The following is an 18,289-nucleotide window of genomic DNA, read 5'->3' as shown; positions in this document are numbered from 1 at the left end:
TGAATGAAAGGTCAACGATGAAGCGATCGAATCTCCGCGTGGTGATCATGGGCGCCTCGAGCGGCATCGGCGCCGCGACCGCTGTCGCCTTTGCCCGCGAGGGCGCCGACCTGGTGCTCGGCGCGCGCGGCAAGGAAGGCCTCGACGATGTCGCCCGCCGCTGCTTCCAGGCCGGCGGCCGGGCCGAAACGGTGGTGGTCGACGCGACCGACGCCAGGGCGGTGGACGCCTTCGCGCGCGAAGCGCGGTCCATCCTGGGACAGATCGACCTGTGGTTCAGCAATGTCGGCGCCGGCGTGGTCGGCAAGTACCACGACGTGCCGATGGCCGACCACCGCCAGGTGATCGAGACCAACCTGCTCACCCACATGAACGACGCGCACGCGGTGCTGCCGATCTTCCTGGAGCAGGACCACGGCATCTGGGTCAACATGATCTCGTCCGGCGGCTACGTCGCCGCGCCCTACGCCGCGGCCTACTCGGCCAGCAAGTTCGGCCTGCGCGGCTTTTCCGAAGCCCTGCGCGCGGAGCTCGGCAAGCGGCGCCGCATCCACGTCTGCGACGTGTATCCCACGTTCGTCGACACGCCCGGCTTCAGCCACGCGGCCAACTACACGGGCGCCCACCTCTCCTATCCGCCGGGTGCGCTGGCGCCGGAAACGGTGGCCGATGCCGTCGTCAAGCTGGCCCGCAGCCCGCGCGACACGACCGCGGTCGGCGCGCCCGCCGCCGCCATGAAGGCCACCCGGCTGGCGCCGAACCTCGTCGCGGCCGGCATGAACCGCTTCATGGATGCGTGGGCAAAACGGGCCGAGCGCACGGGCGACACGCGCGGCGCGCTGTACGAACCGCCGCACGGCGCCAGTGGCGTGCATGCGGATGCAAGCCGACTCAATCAGCCACGACCTCAGCCAAAAGCGCAGCCAAGCCAGCCGGCCAACAAGGCGCTGGTGGCCGGCGCGGCGGTGGTCGCCGCCGCGATCGGCATGCAGTTGCTGAGAAAGCGCGCGGATCAGTAAGTCAGGTTGATCTGCATGACGGCGGTGGTGCCGCTGACTTCGTTACCGACGATCAGCAGCGGCTTGCCGTTCGGCGACTTGTACGCCGGGATCAGGGTCAGTCCTTCCGGACCCAGGTCGCCCTTGTCGCCGTCGCGCGTGTTGAGGTAGGTGACGAAGGAAGCCTGGGCCGGCTTGCTCACGTCATACACCATCACGCCGCCGACGCGCTCCAGGCCGATGAAGGCATAGTGCTTGCTGCCGAACTTGCCGACCACGGCGCCTTCCGGCTCCGGGCCCTTCGAAGCGCTGCGGTCTTCCAGGTCGTCGTTGTCGTTGCTGGCGTTGAACCTGACGTTCGGCAGCGCCTTGGTGCGCTGTTCGAATTCGTCGCCCGAGTCGTAGACGCGCTTGATGTCGGTGTCCCAGATCGAGAACGAACGGCCGCCGAAGGTGTACAGCTCGGTGCATTGCCCGGCGGCGTTCTTGCCCGTGATGCCGCCGTTCGGCGTGGTCGTGATGCGCAGGCGGCCCAGGTTCGAGTCGAAGATCCGGTTGGCGGCGTCGGGGAACACGGCGGGGTCCAGCCCTGCCGTGCAGTGCGCACGCACGCGGCTCTCTTCGTTGAAGCCCGGCCAGTCGGCGCGCGCGTCTCCCTCGTTGGCGGTGATCAGGTAATGCTTGCCGTCCACCGAGTAGCTGGCGATGGCGTCCGGCAGGTACATGCCTTTCACCGGCTGCGGGCCGATCTTGATGGCAGGCGAACCGCTGTTGGTGTTGGCGCCGCCATCTTCGTCCGACGCATCCAGCCCGAAGCCGGCCACACTGTGGTCCTTGAAGCCGAGCGGCTTGACCGCCGTGACCTTGGCCGTCGCCACGTCGACGATGGCGATCGCATTGTTTTCCTGCAGGGTCACCCAGGCGGTGCGGCCGTCGTCGCTGACGGTGATGTATTCCGGCTCGAAGTCCTGGGCGGCGCTGGCGTTCGGCCCATAGATGCGGATGCCCTGCGCGCGCAGCGCGGCTTCCTGGCCATTGAAGGCGCGGAAGTCGGCGGTCGCCACCGAGGGCGCGCCGCCGCGGTTGACGGTGATGACGCTGACCGAGCCTTCCGGGTCCGTCGTGCCGGCCACGCCATAGCCGCTCGGCTCGCCCTCGTTCGCGACCAGCACCTTGCTGCCGTCGGGGGTGAAGGTCAGCATGTCGGGCAGCGCGCCGACCTTCACGCTATTGATCAGTTTCAGGTCGGCCGCATTGTAGAAGGCGACGGTGCCCGGCTGGGTCTTGGGATCCGATTCGATCGCCAGCGCCACCAGGCCGTCGTGCACGGCGACGCTGTTGACCGCCTTGCCCATGCTCGCCACATTGATGGTGCCGATCAGCTTCGGCGTGCCTGGCGCCGCCAGGTCCAGCACATCGACCGTGCCGTTGGCGCCGTTGACGACGAACAGGCGCCGGCTGCCGGCATCGTAGGCCGTGATCTCGGCCGCGCCCACCGCCCCGCCGCTATAGCTGCCGATTTTCTCCAGCGCGAGCGTGGTCGGGGTCGGATCGTCGTCGTCGCCACCGCAGGCCGCGAGCGTGCAGGCCAGCGCGATCGCGCTCAGCATCGGGAGGTAACCCGGAAGGTAACGGGAAGGTGTGGCGGGACGGCGCAGGAACATGGTTGTCGATTTTCCAAAAGTAGAAAATCGACAGCATATGGACGCAAGATGACAGCCGTATGACTTCTCAAGCCCGTTCGACGGCGCGCTGCATCAGCTTGCGCGACCAGGGCAGTAGCTGGAACAGGACGCCGCAGGCCAGCGCCGGCAGGATGAACAGCTCGATCACCATATAGGCGCGGATGATCTTCCATGGATCCGGGTTGTTCGGATCCATCCCGCCCAGCAGGTCGCCGTAGGAATGGCGCGCGATGTAGAGCGTGAGCGCGGTCATCGCCAGCCCGCACAGCAGCGCCGCGCCCGCCCCCAGCAGCACGCGGCGCGGCGTGGTCTGCAGGCGCCGGCGCAGCGGCTCCAGCTTGACGGCCAGCGCCACCAGCAAGCCATGCGCCAGGCCGAGCGCGCCCGCGATCAGGGCGCCGAACAGCAGCGCCGCCAGGTAGAAGGACGGCATGAGCTCGATGCGGCCCTTGGTGAACAGGGTGGCCAGGGTAAATTCGATCACCGGGATCACGGGCCCGAGCAACAGGAAGAACAGGACGCTGGTCGCGACCAGACGGAAAGAACTTGGCATGGCAGGAATGACTCAGAAGCGCTCGACGTCGCGCAGGTAACGCCAGCCGCCCGGCGGCAGGCTGCCCATGGAAATACGGCCGATGCGCAGGCGGCGCAGCGCGGTGACCTTCAGGCCGACGTCGCCGCACAGGCGCTCGATCTGGCCGCGCTGGATGTTCTTGCCGGCGATGCGCAGGCGGGCCTCGCTTTGCCAGCTGGCGCGGAACATGCGACCCAGTTTATCGAGGCCGCCGTCGGCGATCTTTCCTTCGACTTCGGCCACGTATTCGTACTCGTTGCGCGGCGCGTCCTCGACGAGTTTGCGCATCACGCGCCAGTCCTGGCTGAACACGACCAGGCCCGAGGCCATCGTCTCGAGCGGCGTCGCCAGCGCGATCTTGAACAGGTGCCGGCGCAGGAACGGCTTGCCGAAACCATTGTCCAGCACTTGCGTGTCGGCGCCGATCGCGGCCAGCAGCGCGTCATGTTCGACGCCGGCCGGCTTGTGCAGCAGGATGGTGACCGGTTCCGGCTCGACCGGGGTCGCGCCGGGCAGCAGCGCGACGGCTTGCGCCGGCGTCACGCGGATGGCCGGGTCCTCGGCCAGCGCGCCATCGACGCTGACCCAGCCGCCGGCGATATAGCGTTCAGCTTCGGCGCGCGAGCACCCCGCCACTTCGGCGACGCGCTTGGCCAGGCGAATACCTTCTTCACTCATCAGGCCCGCCAATCCGCGAAGAACGCCGTGAACACCTCGACCGTGCGCTTCACGTCGGCGTTCGAGATGTCGAGGTGGGTCACCAGGCGCATTTTCGGGCCGACCGTGGCGCGGATGCCGGCGCGCGCCAGCGCCTGGCGCAGCGGCGCGCAGGCGGCTGCGGGCACGTCCATCCAGAAGATGTTCGTCTGCGGCGTGCCGACCTTCAGCTGTTCGATCTTCGCCAGGCCCTGCGCCAGTTCCGCCGCGTTGTCATGGTCGTTGGCCAGCAGCGCGACGTTGTGCTCGAGCGCGTAGTGGGCCGCGGCGGCGATCACGCCGGCCTGGCGCATGCCGCCGCCCAGCATCTTGCGCCAGCGCTTGCCCTGCTCGATGAAGGACTTCGGTCCCAGCAGGACCGAGCCGACCGGCGCGCCCAGGCCCTTGGACAGGCAGACCGACACGGTATCGAAGCCTTTTACCGCATCGACCAGGCTGATGCCCTGCTTGACGGCGGCGTTGCAGATGCGCGCGCCGTCGAGGTGGGTCGCCAGGCCCTTGTCGTGGGCGAGCGTGGTCGCGGCGGCGACGTATTCCTGGCTCAGCACGCGGCCACCGATGGTGTTTTCCAGCGCCAGCAGACGGGTGCGCGCGAAGTGCATATCGTCCGGCTTGATATAGGCCTCGATATCGGCCAGGGCGATCGAGCCGTCCGGCTGGTTCGCGATCGGCTGCGGCTGGATGCTGCCCAGCACCGCGGCGCCGCCGCCTTCGTACTTGTAGGTGTGCGCTTCCTGGCCGACCAGGTATTCGTCGCCGCGACCGCAATGGGTCATCAGGGCGATCAGGTTGGTCTGGGTGCCGCTCGGCGCGAACATGCCCGCTTCGAAGCCGAACAGCTCGGCCGCGTAGTCCTGCAGGCGGTTGACGGTCGGGTCGTCGCCGTAGACGTCGTCGCCGACCGGGGCGGCGACCATGGTGGCGCGCATCGCGGCGCTCGGCTGGGTCACGGTGTCGCTGCGCAGGTCGATCCAGCGCTGTTGGTCTTGGCTCATCATCTTATTCCGTGGTCTCGGCCTGGGTATAAAAACGGCTCTTCATTTCGTCGAGGCCGACCTCGTGCAGCACTTCGTGCAGGCGTTCGCTGGGCCGGCGGCGCGGCAGGTTCTTGTAGGTGGCGACGATCAGCTCGTTCTTCATCGAGTGTTCCCAGCCCACCAGTTCGGTGACCGTCACCTGGTAGCCGTGGGCCTCGAGCTGCAGGCAACGCAGCACATTGGTGATCTGGCTGCCGAATTCGCGGGTGTGGATCGGGTGCCGCCAGATCTCGGTCAGCGCGCTGCGCTTGATGTCCTTGCCCTTGTTCTTGCGCAGCACGGACGCGACTTCGGCCTGGCAGCACGGCACCAGCACCATGTGCTTCGCCTTCTTCTTGAGGGCGAAGTCGATGGCGTCGTCGGTGGCGGTATTGCAGGCGTGCAGCGCGGTGACGATGTCGATCGTCTCGGGCAGCTTGCTCGATGTGGTCGACTCGGCGACCGACAGCGGCAGGAACGACATGCCGCTGAATCCGAGGCGCGCGGCCAGATCAAGCGATTTGCTGACCAGCTCTTCGCGGGTCTCGATGCCGTAGATGTGGCTGCCCTCGCCCTCGGCCTTGACGAACAGGTCGTACAGGATGAAGCCGAGATAGGACTTGCCGGCGCCGTGGTCGACCAGCGAGACGCTGCCTTTTTCGCTCTTGACGTCGCGCAGCAGCGGCTCGATGAAGTTGTACAGGTGGTAGACCTGCTTGAGCTTGCGGCGGCTGTCCTGGTTCAACTTGCCGTCGCGGGTCAGGATGTGCAGCTCCTTGAGCAGCTCGATCGATTGGCCGGGACGAACCTCCGGCGGCAGTTCCTGTGGTGCCGGGACTTTCCTGGCTTGCTCAAGACGCTTCATGGACGGCTCAGTGATTCTTTTCGGCGGCGTGGTTGATCGTGTATTTCGGGATCTCGACCACCAGGTCTTCTTCCGCGACGATCGCCTGGCACGACAGGCGCGAATTCGGCTCCAGGCCCCAGGCCTTGTCGAGCATGTCTTCTTCCTTCTCTTCCTGCTCGTTCAGCGATTCGAAGCCTTCGCGCACGATCACGTGGCAGGTGGTGCAGGCGCAGACGCGGTCGCAGGCGTGCTCGATCTCGATGTCGTTGTCGAGCAGGACGTCGCAGACCGACTTGCCGGCTGGGGCTTCGAGCACGGCGCCGTCCGGGCAGAACACCGGGTGTGGGAGGATGACGATTTGTGGCACTTGGGTTACCTCGGTTGATTGGATAATCCGATTATCCGTTGTTCTTGATATTGCGTACGCGAGCCGTCGGGGGAGGCTCAGACCTCGTCCAGCGACTTGCCCGCCAGCGCCTTGCGCACGCTCTTGTCCATGCGGCGGGCGGCGAATTCCTCGGTGCCCTTGGCCAGCGCCTGCACGGCGGCGTGCAGGGCGTCCTGGCGCTGGCCAGGCGCGGTCGACGCGTCGTTCGACGCCGTCACCGCGTCGCGCACCGCCTGCAGCTGCTGGCCAATCGCGGCCTGCTCTTCCTGCGACAGCAACTCGACGTCAGCGTCCAGCGCCGACTGGGTGGCCAGCAGGATACGCTCGGCCTCGACCTGTTCTTCGCGCAGCGCGCGCATCTGCATGTCGCTGGAGGCCGAGCTGTACGACTCCTGCAGCATGCGCGCCACGTCGTCGTCGCCCAGGCCATAGGATGGCTTGACCGTGATCGACGCTTCCACGCCCGAACGCATCTCGCGCGCCGCCACCGACAGCAGGCCGTCGGCGTCGACCTGGTACGTGACGCGGATGCGCGCCGCGCCGGCCGCCATCGGCGGAATGCCGCGCAGCTCGAAGCGCGCCAGCGAACGGCAGTCGGACACCAGCTCGCGCTCGCCCTGCACCACGTGCACCGCCAGCGCGGTCTGGCCGTCCTTGAAGGTCGTGAATTCCTGGGCGCGCGCCACGGGAATCGTCGAATTGCGCGGGATGATCTTCTCGACCAGGCCGCCCATCGTCTCGATGCCCAGCGACAGCGGAGTCACGTCCAGCAACAGCCAGTCGTCACCCTCGGCGCGGTTGCCGGCCAGCAGATTGGCCTGGATCGCGGCGCCCAGCGCCACCACGCGGTCAGGGTCGATATTGGCGTGCGGGATGGTCTGGAAGAATTCCGAGACCGCGCGGCGCACGTGCGGCATGCGCGTCGCGCCGCCGACCATCACGACGCCGTCGACGTCCTCGACAGTCACGCTCGCATCGCGCATCGCCTTGCGGATCGCGTTCATGGTCTTGCCGACCAGGTGCTTGGTGATCTCGGAGAACACCGCGGCGGTGACCGTCACCTGCACGATCTCGCCCGACTTGAGGATTGCCTCGACCGTCGTTTCTTCATTGGTCGACAGCAGTTCCTTGGCCTGGCGCGCCTTGACCATCAGGGTCGCGGTGTCGTGTTCCGACAGCGGCGCCAGCTTGGCCTGCTCGGTGATCCAGCAGAACAGACGGTGGTCGAAGTCGTCGCCGCCCAGGGCCGAATCGCCGCCGGTCGACAGCACCTCGAACACGCCCTTCGAGAGCTTGAGGATCGAGATGTCGAAAGTGCCGCCGCCCAGGTCATACACGGCATACACCCCCTCCTTGCCATGGTCGAGGCCATAGGCGATGGCGGCGGCGGTCGGCTCGGACAGCAGGCGCAGCACGTTCAGGCCGGCCAGCTGGGCCGCGTCCTTGGTGGCCTGGCGCTGGGCGTCGTCGAAATACGCCGGCACCGTGATCACGGCGCCGACCAGGTCGTCGCCCAGCGAATCCTCGGCGCGCTGGCGCAGGGTGGCCAGGATCTGGGCCGACACCTCGACCGGGCTTTTCACGCCGGCGACGGTGTTCAGCTGGACCATGCCCTCGCCCTCGACGAAGTCGTAGGGCAGGTTCTCGGCGTGGGCGATGTCCTTGAGGCCGCGCCCCATGAAGCGCTTGACCGAGACGATGGTGTTCTTCGGGTCGGTCGTCTGGTGCACGCGCGCCTTGTGGCCGATATTGGCGTGGCCATTCGGCAGGTACCGGACGATCGACGGCAGCAGCGAACGGCCCTCCTCGTCGCTCAGCACTTCGGGGCTGCCGCTACGGACGGTGGCGACGAGCGAGTTGGTGGTGCCCAGGTCGATGCCCACGGCCAGGCGGTGCTGGTGCGGGGCGGTGGACATGCCGGGTTCGGCGATTTGGAGGAGTGCCATAGTCGTGATACCAGTGTTATTTTTGTGTGCCCCGGATGATACGCCCGTTTGCGTTCATCCGTCGGCCAAACCATCCCGCCTCGCGCGGGACGTTACGCCTCGATCGCTTCGAAGGCGTACTGCACTTCGTCGCCGAATTTATCGAGGAACATCAGGCCGCGCACGCCTTGCGCGGCGCCGCTGAAGTCGCCGGCGTCCAGCTGGCTCGCAACGGCGGCCAGCATGTTCTTGCGCTCGGCGCGCAGCTGCGCTTCGAGCCGGTCGAGTGCGATGGCGTCCTTGGCCGCACGCGCGTCCTCGAGCTCTTCGCGCCACTCCATCTGCTGCATCAGGAAGCTTGGCGGCATGGCCGTATTCGATTCGGTCTGCAGGTCGACCCCGTTCAGCTCGCACAGGTATTGCGCGCGCTTCTGCGGGTTGCGCAGGGTCTGGTAGGCCTCGTTGGCGCGGGTCGCCCACTGCATCGCGACGCGCTTTTCGGCGTCGGTCGCGTTGACGAAACGGTCAGGGTGCACGCGGCCCTGGACTTCGCGGTAGGCCGCATCGAGGGCGTCCTGGTCGATCTCGAAACGGGCCGGCAGCTGGAACAGGTCGAAGTGATTCTGCATCGCTTAGATACGGAAGCTTTCGCCGCAGCCGCAGTTGTCCTTGACGTTCGGGTTGTTGAAGCGGAAGCCTTCGTTGAGCCCTTCGCGGGCGAAATCGAGCTCGGTGCCGTCGATATAGGCCAGGCTTTTCGGGTCGACGAAGACCTTGACGCCGTGCGACTCGAACACCGCGTCTTCGGCGGCGCTCTCGTCGACGTACTCGAGCTTGTAGGCCAGGCCGGAGCAGCCGGTGGTGCGCACACCGAAGCGCAAGCCGATGCCCTTGCCCCGGCGTTCGAGGTAACGGTTAACGTGTTTCGCGGCTTTTTCGGTCAGGGTGATTGCCATGTGCTTCTCCAGCTCTGTTCTAAAAATGCTTACGCTGCTGCCTTCTCGTGCTTCGCCTTGTAGTCGGCGACGGCGGCCTTGATCGCGTCTTCGGCCAGGATCGAGCAGTGAATCTTGACTGGCGGCAGGGCCAGTTCTTCGGCGATCTGCGTGTTCTTGATCGCCAGCGCTTCGTCCAGGCTCTTGCCCTTCACCCATTCGGTGATGAGCGAGCTCGATGCGATGGCCGAACCGCAGCCATAGGTCTTGAACTTCGCGTCTTCGATCAGACCCTGGTCGTTGACCTTGATCTGCAGTTTCATGACGTCGCCGCAGGCCGGCGCGCCGACCATGCCGGTGCCGACTGCATCGTCGCCCTTGTCGAAAGCGCCGACGTTGCGCGGGTTTTCGTAGTGGTCCAGTACTTTGTCCGAATATGCCATGGTATTGCTCCCTTGTTGGCTAAGTGCGTTCAGTGTGCGTTGTGTATCAGTGGGCTGCCCATTGGATCGAATTGAGGTCGATCCCTTCCTTGAACATGTCCCACAGCGGCGACAGTTCGCGCAGTTTGCCAACCTTCGATTTCAGCAGGTCGACGGCGAAGTCGATCTCTTCTTCGGTCGTGAAACGGCCGATGGTGAAGCGGATCGAGCTGTGCGCCAGTTCGTCGCTGCGGCCCAGGGCGCGCAGCACGTACGATGGTTCCAGGCTGGCCGAGGTGCAGGCCGAACCGGACGACACGGCGATGTCCTTGACCGCCATGATCAGCGACTCGCCTTCGACATAGTTGAACGAGACGTTCAGGTTGTGCGGCACGCGGTGGTCCATGTCGCCGTTGATGTAAACTTCTTCGATCTCGAGCAGGCCCTTGGCCAGGCGGTCGCGCAGCGCGCGGATACGCACCAGCTCACCTTCCATCTCTTCCTTCGCCAGGCGGAACGCTTCGCCCATGCCCACCAGCTGGTGGGTCGGCAGGGTGCCCGAGCGCAGGCCGCGCTCGTGGCCGCCGCCGTGCATCTGCGCTTCGAGGCGCACGCGCGGCTTGCGGCGCACGTACAGGGCGCCGACGCCTTTCGGGCCATACACCTTGTGCGCGGTGAAGGTCATCAGGTCGACCTTCGATTTCTCGAGGTCGATGACCACCTTGCCGACGGCTTGCGCGGCGTCGCAGTGGAAGATGATGCCCTTCGAGCGGCACAGCGCGGCCAGCTCTTCGATCGGCTGGACCACGCCGATCTCGTTATTGACCAGCATGACCGAGACCAGGATGGTGTCCGGACGCAGCGCGGCTTCCAGCTGCTCTACGGTGATGAGGCCGTTGTCTTGCGGCTCGAGGTAGGTGGCGTCGAAACCGACGCGCTCGAGTTCGCGCACGGTGTCGAGCACCGACTTGTGCTCGGTCTTGACCGTGATGATGTGCTTGCCCTTGGTCTTGTAGAACTGGGCCGCGCCCTTGAGCGCCAGGTTGTTGCTCTCGGTCGCGCCCGAGGTCCAGATGATCTCGCGCGGGTCGGCGCCGACCATGTTCGCGACGTTCTGGCGCGCTTCTTCGACCGCGGCTTCGGCGCTCCAGCCATAGGCGTGGCTGCGCGAGGCCGGGTTGCCGAACTGCTCGCGCAGGAACGGGATCATGGCATCCGCGACGCGTGGATCGACCGGCGTGGTGGCCGAGTAGTCCAGGTAGATCGGGAAATGGGGCGCAGTCGCGAAGCTCTGCTCGGTTTTCTTGTCCAAAGGCGCGTTCATCAATTCACTCCAGTAAGCTTCAGTTTGTTCCGACGGCGGCCGGGGCGCCGCGGTGCACATGCACGACGTTCTGTTCTTTATGGCGCTGCTGGTCGACCAGGTCTTGCAGCGACACCGAATCGAGGTAGTCGACCATTTTTTCGTTCAGCGTGGTCCACAGTTCGTGGGTCATGCAGCGGGCGCCATCGGTATGGGCGCCGTGGCAATTCTCTTTGCCACCGCACTGGGTCGCATCCAGCGGCTCGTCGACGGCGATGATGATGTCGGCCACCGTCACCTTGCCCGCCGGACGGGCCAGGCTGTAGCCGCCTCCCGGGCCGCGGATCGATTCGACGATCTCGTGGCGGCGCAGCTTGCCGAACAGCTGCTCCAGGTAGGACAGCGAAATGGCCTGGCGCTGGCTGATGCCCGACAGCGTGACCGGACCATTGCCTTGACGCATGGCAAGATCGATCATCGCGGTAACAGCAAAACGGCCTTTGGTGGTCAGACGCATTACAACCCCGGTTAATGTTAAAATATTCCTCTTGCTCAACTCCCTCGCACCACTCTGCAACTTCTCTTGCGGGACCGGCTAAAAACCGGATTAGTTGAACGATTTAGTCAAGTATAGCAAATCGCGGACATCTTGTCTTGGCGGCCCCCAAAAACGGCGGCCGCCCCACTCCCCCTGTCGTTTGAACGCCGCCGCGGCGGCCGTTATCGCTTGCGCAACAACTCCATGGGGCCGAACAGCTGCTGCATCCCCTGGTGACCGATGAAGCTCAGGTTGTAGGGATGCTCGGCCAGCGCCTGCGGGAAGGCGGCCGTCTCGGGCAGCTTTTTCAGTTGTTCGGCGATCTTGCCCCACAGGACCAGGGTCGGCGGTTGCGGCCGTTCGGCCAGCGCCGCCAGCACGGTTTGCAGGAAAGGCAGCCAGGCGCGCGCATCGATCGCCGGGGCGACGTGCTTGCGGAACACCAGCGCCGCGTTCAGCAGCAGGAAGCCATGGCCGTGCAAATTGTCCTGCAGCTCGGCCAGGGTCTGGATCGTGCCGTCGCGTCCAGCCGCCTGCGCGATCGGCGCCAGCGCCGCACTGCCGGTCGCATCAAGCTGCAAGCGGCCGCTGGCCACCAGCAGCATCTTCATGAAGTTGCGCAGCGAGGTCGCGCGGTTGACCGGTTTCGACAAGCCGCTCTCGCACCACAACTCCCCTACCGCGCCATCCATGAAACAGACGCCGGTCGCGCTCGCGGCGCGCGGATAAGGGCCTTCGCCGACCAGCACATGGCGAACCTTGTCCAGTGGCTGGGCGAAGGCGGCGAACAGGCGATGTTCGGTGGGCAGGTAGTCGTCGACCGCCAGGGCCGGCAGGTAGCCGGGATTGGCGCGGGCGACGGCCGCGAGACCGGCCTCCAAAATGGGGCGCCACGAGGCGTCGGCCAGGTCGAGGGCGTGCAGGATCGGAGCGGGGATGGGCGCAGGAGCGGCGGTCGAGGTCATGGCGTACTGGTAAAAGAGACGAGGCCGGATTGTATCCCGCCCCGTCGATCCGGCCCGCCAGCCTGTGGTCAAGCCATCGGCATATGGCGCGAGCGGCGGCGCGCCATCCAGCCCAGCATGCCGAGACCGCCGAACATCAGCGCGACGCTCGACGGCTCCGGCACCTCGGCCGCACCGGCGCTGACCGAAATATTGTCGATCGCGATATCGAAATCGGTGAAGCCGTAGAACCAGCCGGGAACGAGGGTACTGAATACCAGTTCGTCCACGCTCGACAGCACGTCGGCGAAGGTACGGCCGGGCGGCAGGCCCGGTCCCTGGGCGTCATCCGTCGTCCCGTATCCACCCCAACCGGCCGGCAGGGCCGCCATGGTGGTGTCGGCGATCGTCACCGACAGGTGCTGCCAGCCGAGGGTGGCGTCAATGACGCCCAGGTCGAACCAGACGCTGGAGTAAGGCATGCCCGCCGGCGTATTGTCGTAATCGCGCAATTCGACGACCAGGTTGCGCGAAACCTCCTGGCCAACGTAGCGAATCGAATTGGCGATGATATCCAGGCCGATGGTCACGCTGCCCAGCTTTGAATAATCCCCCACGTAATTCTGATTGCGGTTGCTGAAACCGACGCCGAAGTTTTCCATCACGGTGTGCAGCGCGGGAGCGCCATTCCCCAGGCTGGTGTCGATCCATGACCCGCCCACGCCATTGGCAGGCTGCGATCCTTCCCATCCCTGGGCGCCATTGGAAAAGTCGACGAATGAGCTTGCCGGTGCGGCCTTGACGACGGTCGCAGCCAGAGAAAGCGCCAACACAAACATTAATTTATGCAAGGTCATGATCTTCCCTATGAATATTAAAGAAAAAGGCGAATATCCACCCCTTCCAGCCAGAACCGGAATTGATTTTCAGTGCGCCGAATTAAATGCAGGGGGAATGGATGAGTGATTCTAGAGCCGCCATATTCCTCGGTCTACGGCATCTCGGCACTAAATTGTCATAATTATGTAGCAAATTTACTATTGGAAATTTAATTATTCCCCATAGAAATCATTACTGTGATCGGGAATCGATTAATAAAGTTCGGGCGAATAAAGCGTCTTTGTTTAGTAAAATTAATTGGACGTTTAGCGCGTTTATTAAATGAATTGGCGATCCCGAATATGGACAATCCGAAATGTCATGAATATCTGGCGGGGAGAGATGCGGCGATGTGATGGGCGGCGCCGATACCGGGCAGCGTGGCTGCCCGGCGCGATTTACTCGGTATCCGGCTGGTGCGACGGATGCGCCGCCCTGAACGCCGGCAGCTCGATGCACAGCGAGTTGATGCGGTCGATGTTCGGATAGGCCGAGACGTCGATATTGAAGCGCTGCGCATTGAAGACCTGCGGCACCAGGTAGCAGTCGGCGATGGTCGGATGGTCGCCATGGCAGAACGGCCCGGCGCCCGGATCGCGCGCCAGGTGCGCTTCGAGCGACTGGAAGCCTTCGATGATCCAGTGGCGGTACCACTCGGTCTTGGCCTGGTCGGACAAGCCCATGTGCTTGACCAGGTAGTTCAGCACGCGCAGGTTGTTGATCGGATGGATGTCGCAGCCGATGATCTGGGCCAGCTCGCGCACCCGGCCGCGGCCCGGCGCGTCCTTCGGCAGCAGCGGCGGCTCGGGATGGATCTCGTCGAGGTATTCGATGATCGCCATCGACTGGGTGAGCGTGATGCGGTCGTCCTGGAACGACGGCACCAGCCCGCTCGGGTTGATCTTGCGGTAGTCGTCCTGCAGGTGCTGGCCGCCGTCCTTCAGCAGGTGCACCGGCACCGCGTCGTAGGCCAAGCCCTTCAGGTTGAGCGCAATACGCACCCGGTATGCGGCCGAGCTGCGAAAATAGGTGTAGAGCTTCATCGCTGCCTCACTTGCTGTCTCATTTGCTGTCTCACTTGCTGCCTCATTTGCGCTTTTCCTGATAACGCATCACTTCCTGGTCGATCGCCCCGAAGATGCTGGCGCCATCGCCATCCAGCATCTCGATGCGCACCGTGTCGCCGAATCTTAGGTATGGCGTTTTCGGCTTGCCCTCTTCGATGGTCTCGTACATGCGCACCTCGGCCAGGCAGCAGTAGCCGACGCCGCCGTTCTCGACGCTCGAACCGTGCAGGCTGCCCTGCTTGTTCGACACCGTGCCCGAACCGATGATGCTGCCGGCGCACAGCTCGCGCGTTGCCGCAGCGTGCGCGACCAGCTGGGCGAAGCTGAAGGTCATGTCTTCGCCGGCGTTCGGACGGCCGAAGGCGGCGCCGTTGAGCGTCACCAGCAGCGGCAGGTGAAGCTTGCTGCCCTGCCAGGCGTCGCCCAGCTCGTCCGGCGTGACCGCGACCGGCGAGAAGGCGCTGGCCGGCTTGGACTGGTAGAACCCGAAGCCCTTGGCCAGTTCGTTCGGGATCAGGTTGCGCAGCGAGACGTCGTTGACCAGCATGACCAGGCGGATCGCGCTCGCCGCCCGCTCCACGCTGGCGCCCATCGGCACGTCGCCCGTGACCACCGCCACCTCGGCCTCGAGATCGATGCCCCAATCTTCGGACAGGGCCGCGATCGGATCGCAGGGGCCGACGAAGGAATCGCCGCCGCCCTGGTACATCAGCGGATCGGTATAGAACGAGGCCGGCACCTCGGCATTGCGCGCCTTGCGCACCAGCTCGACGTGGTTGATGTAGGCCGAGCCGTCGGCCCACTGGTAGGCGCGCGGCAGCGGCGAGTGGCATTCCTGTTCGATGAAGGATTCGGCGCCGTCCGCATTACCATCGTTGAGCTGCTCGTAGACCTTTGCCAGGTGCGGCGCGACCGCGTCCCAGTCGTCCAGCGCGGCCTGCATGGTGCGCGCGATGTCTGGCACGGCTTGATACGTGACCAGGTCGCGGCTGACGACGACCAGGGCGCCGTCGCGGGCGCCGGATTTGAGGGTGGCGAGTTTCATGGGCGTTTCCTTATTGCTGAGTAGCCACCATTACAAATCAAAAGCCACTATCATACAAACAGTATTTTCAACCCGATTTATCAGGTTTTCTTATGAATCCCACCCTGCGCCAGATGCGCGCCTTCGTCGCCCTGGCCAAGACCGGCAATTTCACCCTTGCGGCGCAGGCGATCCACGTGACGCAGTCGGCGCTGTCCGGGCTCATCAAGGAGCTCGAACAGACCCTCGGGGCGCGCGTGGTCGACCGCAGCACGCGCCGTATCGTCTTGACCGACATCGGGCGCGAACTGTTCCCCTTATTTAGCCAGATGATCGATGACCTGGACGGTGCGCTGGCTAACGTGGCCGATCACACGCGACTCAAGAAGGGGCTGGTGCGCGTCGCGGCGCCGCAACTGATGTCGTGCACCCTGCTGCCGCAGGCGATCGCCGCCTACCGCGCCGAGCATCCCGCGATCGAGGTGCGCCTGAGCGATACCGAGGTGGAGGGCGTGATCGCGCGCGTATTGTCGGGCGAGGCGGACGTCGGCATCGGCCCCGAGCGGGTGCCGGCGCCGCCGCTGGAGGCGCGCGAACTGTTCGAGATGCCGTTCGCGCTGGTGTTTCCGGAGAATCACCCGCTGGCCGCGCTGCCGCGCCTGACCTGGCAGGACGTGGCGCACCACCCCTTCATTTCGCTGCAGGGTCAGTTCACCGAGCGGCTGCTCGATGACATGCATACGTCGCTGCGCGAGACGCCCATCAAGCCGGCGCACGAGGTGACCTTCATGACCACGGCGCTGGCGATGGTGAGCGCCGGGCTCGGGGTGACGGTCTGCCTGCCGTATGCCGAGCCGCTGGTGAAGCTGCACGGCCTGGTGCTGCGGCCACTGGACGAACCGGTGCTGACGCGGCGTTTCTTCATCTACACCCGCCCCGGCCGCTCGCTGTCGCCGGCGGCCGAGAGTTATATCAATTTCCTGTTTGGATATGTAAAACGGTCGCAACGCTGATGGCGCCTGGCGCGCTACAATGAACGGCATCTGTCTTTTCCCTGCCCTCACGATGTCCCACAATACGATCGCGATCAACCAGCGCATGAACAAGTTCGACGGCCACAAGAGCGTGTGGCTGTTCGGTTACGGTTCGCTGATCTTCAAGGCCGATTTTCCCTATCTCGACCGGCGCCCGGCCCATATCGGCGGCTGGTCGCGGCGTTTCTGGCAAGGTTCGCACGACCATCGCGGCACCGAAACGGCGCCGGGGCGCGTCGTCACCCTGGTGCCCGACGCCGGCGCGCTGTGCCACGGCATGGCCTATCTGGTGACGCCGGAAGAATTCGCGCACCTGGATCACCGCGAAAAGAACGGCTACCTGCGCCTGGCGACCGAGATGCACTTCGACGACGGCAGCAGCGACGAGGGGATCGTGTACATCGCCACGCACGAGAACGAGGCTTATCTCGGTCCGGCCGATGAAATCGACATCGCACGCCAGATCGCAACGGCGCGCGGACCGAGCGGGCCGAACAGCGAATACCTGCTCGGCCTGGCGCAAGCCTTGCGCGAACTCGGCAAGCCCGATCCGCATGTGTTCGCGCTCGAGCGGCACCTTGCGGATTTCGGGGTTACGCAGCTGCGCGCTTGAGCTGCCGGTCCTGTTCGATCCGGGACAGGACTTCCATCACCTTCGCGGCGCGCGCTTCCAGCGTGCCCGTCAATACCGTGTATGCAATGCCGCGGCGGTCGAGGTCTTCCAGCACCAGCGTCTGGATGTGAGTGCGCCAGGCGGCGTTCTCGCGCACGCCGGGCTCTTCTTCATACGGGATGTCGTCGGCGCAGACGAAATGGTGCAGGTAGCGCGTGCGGCAATCGTCGGCGTAGCGCAGCAGCGCGGGCGGCGCCGGCTCGGTGACCTGGCCGAAGCACAGGCCGAGCAGCAGCGTGGTGAGCGCATTGGTGTCGACGAAGACCCAGCGGCCGGATGCCTGTCTCACCGCCTCGTCTTCGGCATCGCGGTGGCGTTCGGCGATCTCGACGTAATCGTCGGCAGTGAGCTGGCCCTGTTTTTCTTCCCAGATGAAGCGGCCGATTTCGGGGACGAAGCCAGCGTTGGACTGGCTCGCCAGATGCAGCGCCAACGTCGACTTTCCGGTCGACTCAGCACCGACGAATACCACCTTATTGACTTCCATCGATTTCATATTCCGACGTTCATCTATTCTTCTCGTCTGACGAAAAATCCGTATCTCCGCTACAGATAATGTAGTCTCAACACAACGAATAGGTCAGTGATAGCATGATCCGCAGCCCCCTTGGGTTGCTTAGTGCGGAACATTACGTTGAGAAACCCCTTAACATTCTAACTTGGAAGCTGAGTCATGCGAGTCGATTTACTTGTGCCCTTCTCTGAAAAAGACGATGCCAAGAAGCTCGGTGCACGCTGGGACGTAGCCAACAAAGTTTGGTATGTACCTGACGGCATAAACGCCGAATTATTTTCCCGTTGGATTCCTCAAGCTCCGCAATGGGGTATCCGTTCGAACCGCTATTTCATAGGTCAGACGAAGGAGGCTTGCTGGAAATGCGGCGATCTAACACACGTCTATTGTTTTGTGTTGCCCGAAGGGCATGAGACATTCGAGCCTGACATGGAGGAGGAACTTGGAACACCGTGGCTGAGACACGACTACAGTGCAATTCTTTCCTATGTCAGTGACCTTATTCCAACGGCAACAAGGCACATGCTGTCATTCACATCAAACTTCAGACGCGACTTCAGCAAGACTACCAACAGCTCGTACTGGATGAACCATTGCGAGCACTGCGGCATGAAGCAGGGGGATTTCAATATGTTCTCCGAGCCAGGAGGCGCTTTCTTCCCCGTCGATGAACGAAGCGCTTCTTCGATCACGCTATATGCGATTAACTGCTTAGTTCCGTGCGATCATTTTCCTCGTCGTAGCTGGCCTTTGTTCCGTGCAAAGGCTATGCTCGACGACTTGATTGCTGGATTCAGCAGTCCCGG

General features: G+C 64.3%; 21 protein-coding genes. 4 read left to right on the top strand and 17 right to left on the bottom strand.

Features of this window, described 5'->3' with window-relative positions:
- Positions 1 to 17: 17 nt before the first annotated feature.
- Positions 18 to 1,019 carry an SDR family oxidoreductase gene (locus ABIB42_RS04065; protein WP_005666340.1) on the top strand — a complete coding sequence of 334 codons (1,002 nt, stop codon included), beginning with the start codon at positions 18 to 20 and terminating at the stop codon, positions 1,017 to 1,019.
- Here the strand turns inward: ABIB42_RS04065 and ABIB42_RS04060 are convergent.
- From ABIB42_RS04060 to ABIB42_RS03985, 16 genes are all read right to left on the bottom strand, one after another.
- Entirely contained in the window at positions 1,013 to 2,662 is a 1,650-nt protein-coding gene (locus ABIB42_RS04060) for a choice-of-anchor I family protein (protein WP_429247929.1), read from the bottom strand. The genes ABIB42_RS04065 and ABIB42_RS04060 overlap by 7 nt on opposite strands.
- A gap of 67 nt (positions 2,663 to 2,729) precedes the next feature.
- Positions 2,730 to 3,236 (bottom strand): hypothetical protein, encoded by a 507-nt coding sequence (locus tag ABIB42_RS04055; RefSeq protein WP_005666338.1) that lies wholly within the window; start codon positions 3,234 to 3,236, stop codon positions 2,730 to 2,732.
- Positions 3,237 to 3,248: 12 nt separating this feature from the next.
- A complete protein-coding gene (locus tag ABIB42_RS04050) occupies positions 3,249 to 3,935 on the bottom strand; it encodes an RNA pseudouridine synthase (protein ID WP_184239439.1) in 687 nt (228 codons plus the stop codon).
- The gene (gene ltaE, locus ABIB42_RS04045) at positions 3,935 to 4,969 is read right to left on the bottom strand and encodes a low-specificity L-threonine aldolase (RefSeq protein WP_040776425.1); all 1,035 of its coding nucleotides are present in this window, start codon (positions 4,967 to 4,969) and stop codon (positions 3,935 to 3,937) included. The genes ABIB42_RS04050 and ltaE overlap by 1 nt, the downstream gene beginning before the upstream one ends.
- Before the next feature lie 4 nt (positions 4,970 to 4,973).
- Positions 4,974 to 5,855 (bottom strand): class I SAM-dependent methyltransferase, encoded by an 882-nt coding sequence (locus ABIB42_RS04040; protein ID WP_184239442.1) that lies wholly within the window; start codon positions 5,853 to 5,855, stop codon positions 4,974 to 4,976.
- Between the two features lie 7 nt (positions 5,856 to 5,862).
- Positions 5,863 to 6,204: an ISC system 2Fe-2S type ferredoxin gene (gene fdx / locus ABIB42_RS04035; protein ID WP_005666331.1), complete on the bottom strand. Its 342-nt coding sequence runs from the start codon at positions 6,202 to 6,204 to the stop codon at positions 5,863 to 5,865.
- Positions 6,205 to 6,281: 77 nt separating this feature from the next.
- Complete coding sequence (gene hscA, locus ABIB42_RS04030) at positions 6,282 to 8,171, bottom strand: Fe-S protein assembly chaperone HscA (RefSeq protein WP_184239444.1); 1,890 nt, start codon at positions 8,169 to 8,171, stop codon at positions 6,282 to 6,284.
- 92 nt (positions 8,172 to 8,263) lie between these two features.
- Positions 8,264 to 8,779: a Fe-S protein assembly co-chaperone HscB gene (gene hscB, locus ABIB42_RS04025; protein ID WP_429247928.1), complete on the bottom strand. Its 516-nt coding sequence runs from the start codon at positions 8,777 to 8,779 to the stop codon at positions 8,264 to 8,266.
- Between the two features lie 3 nt (positions 8,780 to 8,782).
- Positions 8,783 to 9,106 carry an iron-sulfur cluster assembly protein IscA gene (gene iscA / locus ABIB42_RS04020; RefSeq protein WP_005666326.1) on the bottom strand — a complete coding sequence of 108 codons (324 nt, stop codon included), beginning with the start codon at positions 9,104 to 9,106 and terminating at the stop codon, positions 8,783 to 8,785.
- A 29-nt stretch (positions 9,107 to 9,135) separates the two neighbouring features.
- Complete coding sequence (iscU, locus tag ABIB42_RS04015; RefSeq protein WP_005666324.1) at positions 9,136 to 9,528, bottom strand: Fe-S cluster assembly scaffold IscU; 393 nt, start codon at positions 9,526 to 9,528, stop codon at positions 9,136 to 9,138.
- 46 nt (positions 9,529 to 9,574) lie between these two features.
- Positions 9,575 to 10,831, bottom strand: a complete 1,257-nt coding sequence (locus ABIB42_RS04010; RefSeq protein WP_071361973.1) for an IscS subfamily cysteine desulfurase — start codon at positions 10,829 to 10,831, stop codon at positions 9,575 to 9,577.
- A gap of 19 nt (positions 10,832 to 10,850) precedes the next feature.
- Entirely contained in the window at positions 10,851 to 11,327 is a 477-nt protein-coding gene (gene iscR / locus ABIB42_RS04005; RefSeq protein ID WP_005666320.1) for a Fe-S cluster assembly transcriptional regulator IscR, read from the bottom strand.
- Between the two features lie 203 nt (positions 11,328 to 11,530).
- Entirely contained in the window at positions 11,531 to 12,313 is a 783-nt protein-coding gene (locus tag ABIB42_RS04000; protein WP_273027674.1) for a uracil-DNA glycosylase, read from the bottom strand.
- Positions 12,314 to 12,381: 68 nt separating this feature from the next.
- Positions 12,382 to 13,149, bottom strand: a complete 768-nt coding sequence (locus ABIB42_RS03995) for a PEP-CTERM sorting domain-containing protein (RefSeq protein ID WP_312488217.1) — start codon at positions 13,147 to 13,149, stop codon at positions 12,382 to 12,384.
- Between the two features lie 420 nt (positions 13,150 to 13,569).
- Positions 13,570 to 14,214, bottom strand: a complete 645-nt coding sequence (gene maiA / locus ABIB42_RS03990; RefSeq protein WP_184239448.1) for a maleylacetoacetate isomerase — start codon at positions 14,212 to 14,214, stop codon at positions 13,570 to 13,572.
- A 43-nt stretch (positions 14,215 to 14,257) separates the two neighbouring features.
- Complete coding sequence (locus ABIB42_RS03985; RefSeq protein WP_005666314.1) at positions 14,258 to 15,283, bottom strand: fumarylacetoacetate hydrolase family protein; 1,026 nt, start codon at positions 15,281 to 15,283, stop codon at positions 14,258 to 14,260.
- A 92-nt stretch (positions 15,284 to 15,375) separates the two neighbouring features.
- Here ABIB42_RS03985 and ABIB42_RS03980 point away from each other — a divergent pair, with 92 nt between their 5' ends.
- Positions 15,376 to 16,275 carry a LysR family transcriptional regulator gene (locus ABIB42_RS03980; protein WP_005666313.1) on the top strand — a complete coding sequence of 300 codons (900 nt, stop codon included), beginning with the start codon at positions 15,376 to 15,378 and terminating at the stop codon, positions 16,273 to 16,275.
- Positions 16,276 to 16,327: 52 nt separating this feature from the next.
- Positions 16,328 to 16,909 carry a gamma-glutamylcyclotransferase gene (locus ABIB42_RS03975; RefSeq protein ID WP_005666311.1) on the top strand — a complete coding sequence of 194 codons (582 nt, stop codon included), beginning with the start codon at positions 16,328 to 16,330 and terminating at the stop codon, positions 16,907 to 16,909.
- Here ABIB42_RS03975 and ABIB42_RS03970 read toward each other — a convergent pair.
- Complete coding sequence (locus ABIB42_RS03970; protein WP_273027676.1) at positions 16,890 to 17,456, bottom strand: ATP-binding protein; 567 nt, start codon at positions 17,454 to 17,456, stop codon at positions 16,890 to 16,892. The two genes, ABIB42_RS03975 and ABIB42_RS03970, sit on opposite strands and share 20 nt — an antisense overlap.
- Positions 17,457 to 17,642: 186 nt before the next feature.
- Between ABIB42_RS03970 and ABIB42_RS03965 the strand changes: the two genes are divergently transcribed.
- A partial coding sequence (locus ABIB42_RS03965) for a DUF5710 domain-containing protein (protein WP_429247927.1) occupies positions 17,643 to 18,289 on the top strand: 647 nt, incomplete at its 3' end.

The sequence above is a fragment of the Massilia sp. UYP32 genome, assembly GCF_050434365.1.
GTDB lineage: Bacteria > Pseudomonadota > Gammaproteobacteria > Burkholderiales > Burkholderiaceae_D > Telluria > Telluria timonae.
This window is presented reverse-complemented; position numbering and strand designations above follow the sequence as displayed.

Bases quoted from the DNA above. Each gene is read 5' to 3' on its own strand.
- ABIB42_RS04050 (WP_184239439.1), bottom strand. From the start codon at position 3,935: ATGAGTGAAGAAGGTATTCGCCTGGCCAAGCGCGTCGCCGAAGTGGCG.
- ABIB42_RS03995 (WP_312488217.1), bottom strand. From the start codon at position 13,149: ATGACCTTGCATAAATTAATGTTTGTGTTGGCGCTTTCTCTGGCTGCG.
- hscA (WP_184239444.1), bottom strand. From the start codon at position 8,171: ATGGCACTCCTCCAAATCGCCGAACCCGGCATGTCCACCGCCCCGCAC.
- iscR (WP_005666320.1), bottom strand. From the start codon at position 11,327: ATGCGTCTGACCACCAAAGGCCGTTTTGCTGTTACCGCGATGATCGAT.
- ABIB42_RS03980 (WP_005666313.1), top strand. From the start codon at position 15,376: ATGAATCCCACCCTGCGCCAGATGCGCGCCTTCGTCGCCCTGGCCAAG.
- ABIB42_RS03970 (WP_273027676.1), bottom strand. From the start codon at position 17,456: ATGGAAGTCAATAAGGTGGTATTCGTCGGTGCTGAGTCGACCGGAAAG.
- ABIB42_RS04010 (WP_071361973.1), bottom strand. From the start codon at position 10,831: ATGAACGCGCCTTTGGACAAGAAAACCGAGCAGAGCTTCGCGACTGCG.
- ABIB42_RS03975 (WP_005666311.1), top strand. From the start codon at position 16,328: ATGTCCCACAATACGATCGCGATCAACCAGCGCATGAACAAGTTCGAC.
- ltaE (WP_040776425.1), bottom strand. From the start codon at position 4,969: ATGAGCCAAGACCAACAGCGCTGGATCGACCTGCGCAGCGACACCGTG.
- ABIB42_RS04000 (WP_273027674.1), bottom strand. From the start codon at position 12,313: ATGACCTCGACCGCCGCTCCTGCGCCCATCCCCGCTCCGATCCTGCAC.
- hscB (WP_429247928.1), bottom strand. From the start codon at position 8,779: ATGCAGAATCACTTCGACCTGTTCCAGCTGCCGGCCCGTTTCGAGATC.
- ABIB42_RS04060 (WP_429247929.1), bottom strand. From the start codon at position 2,662: ATGTTCCTGCGCCGTCCCGCCACACCTTCCCGTTACCTTCCGGGTTAC.
- maiA (WP_184239448.1), bottom strand. From the start codon at position 14,214: ATGAAGCTCTACACCTATTTTCGCAGCTCGGCCGCATACCGGGTGCGT.
- ABIB42_RS04040 (WP_184239442.1), bottom strand. From the start codon at position 5,855: ATGAAGCGTCTTGAGCAAGCCAGGAAAGTCCCGGCACCACAGGAACTG.
- iscU (WP_005666324.1), bottom strand. From the start codon at position 9,528: ATGGCATATTCGGACAAAGTACTGGACCACTACGAAAACCCGCGCAAC.
- ABIB42_RS03985 (WP_005666314.1), bottom strand. From the start codon at position 15,283: ATGAAACTCGCCACCCTCAAATCCGGCGCCCGCGACGGCGCCCTGGTC.
- ABIB42_RS04065 (WP_005666340.1), top strand. From the start codon at position 18: ATGAAGCGATCGAATCTCCGCGTGGTGATCATGGGCGCCTCGAGCGGC.
- iscA (WP_005666326.1), bottom strand. From the start codon at position 9,106: ATGGCAATCACCCTGACCGAAAAAGCCGCGAAACACGTTAACCGTTAC.
- ABIB42_RS04055 (WP_005666338.1), bottom strand. From the start codon at position 3,236: ATGCCAAGTTCTTTCCGTCTGGTCGCGACCAGCGTCCTGTTCTTCCTG.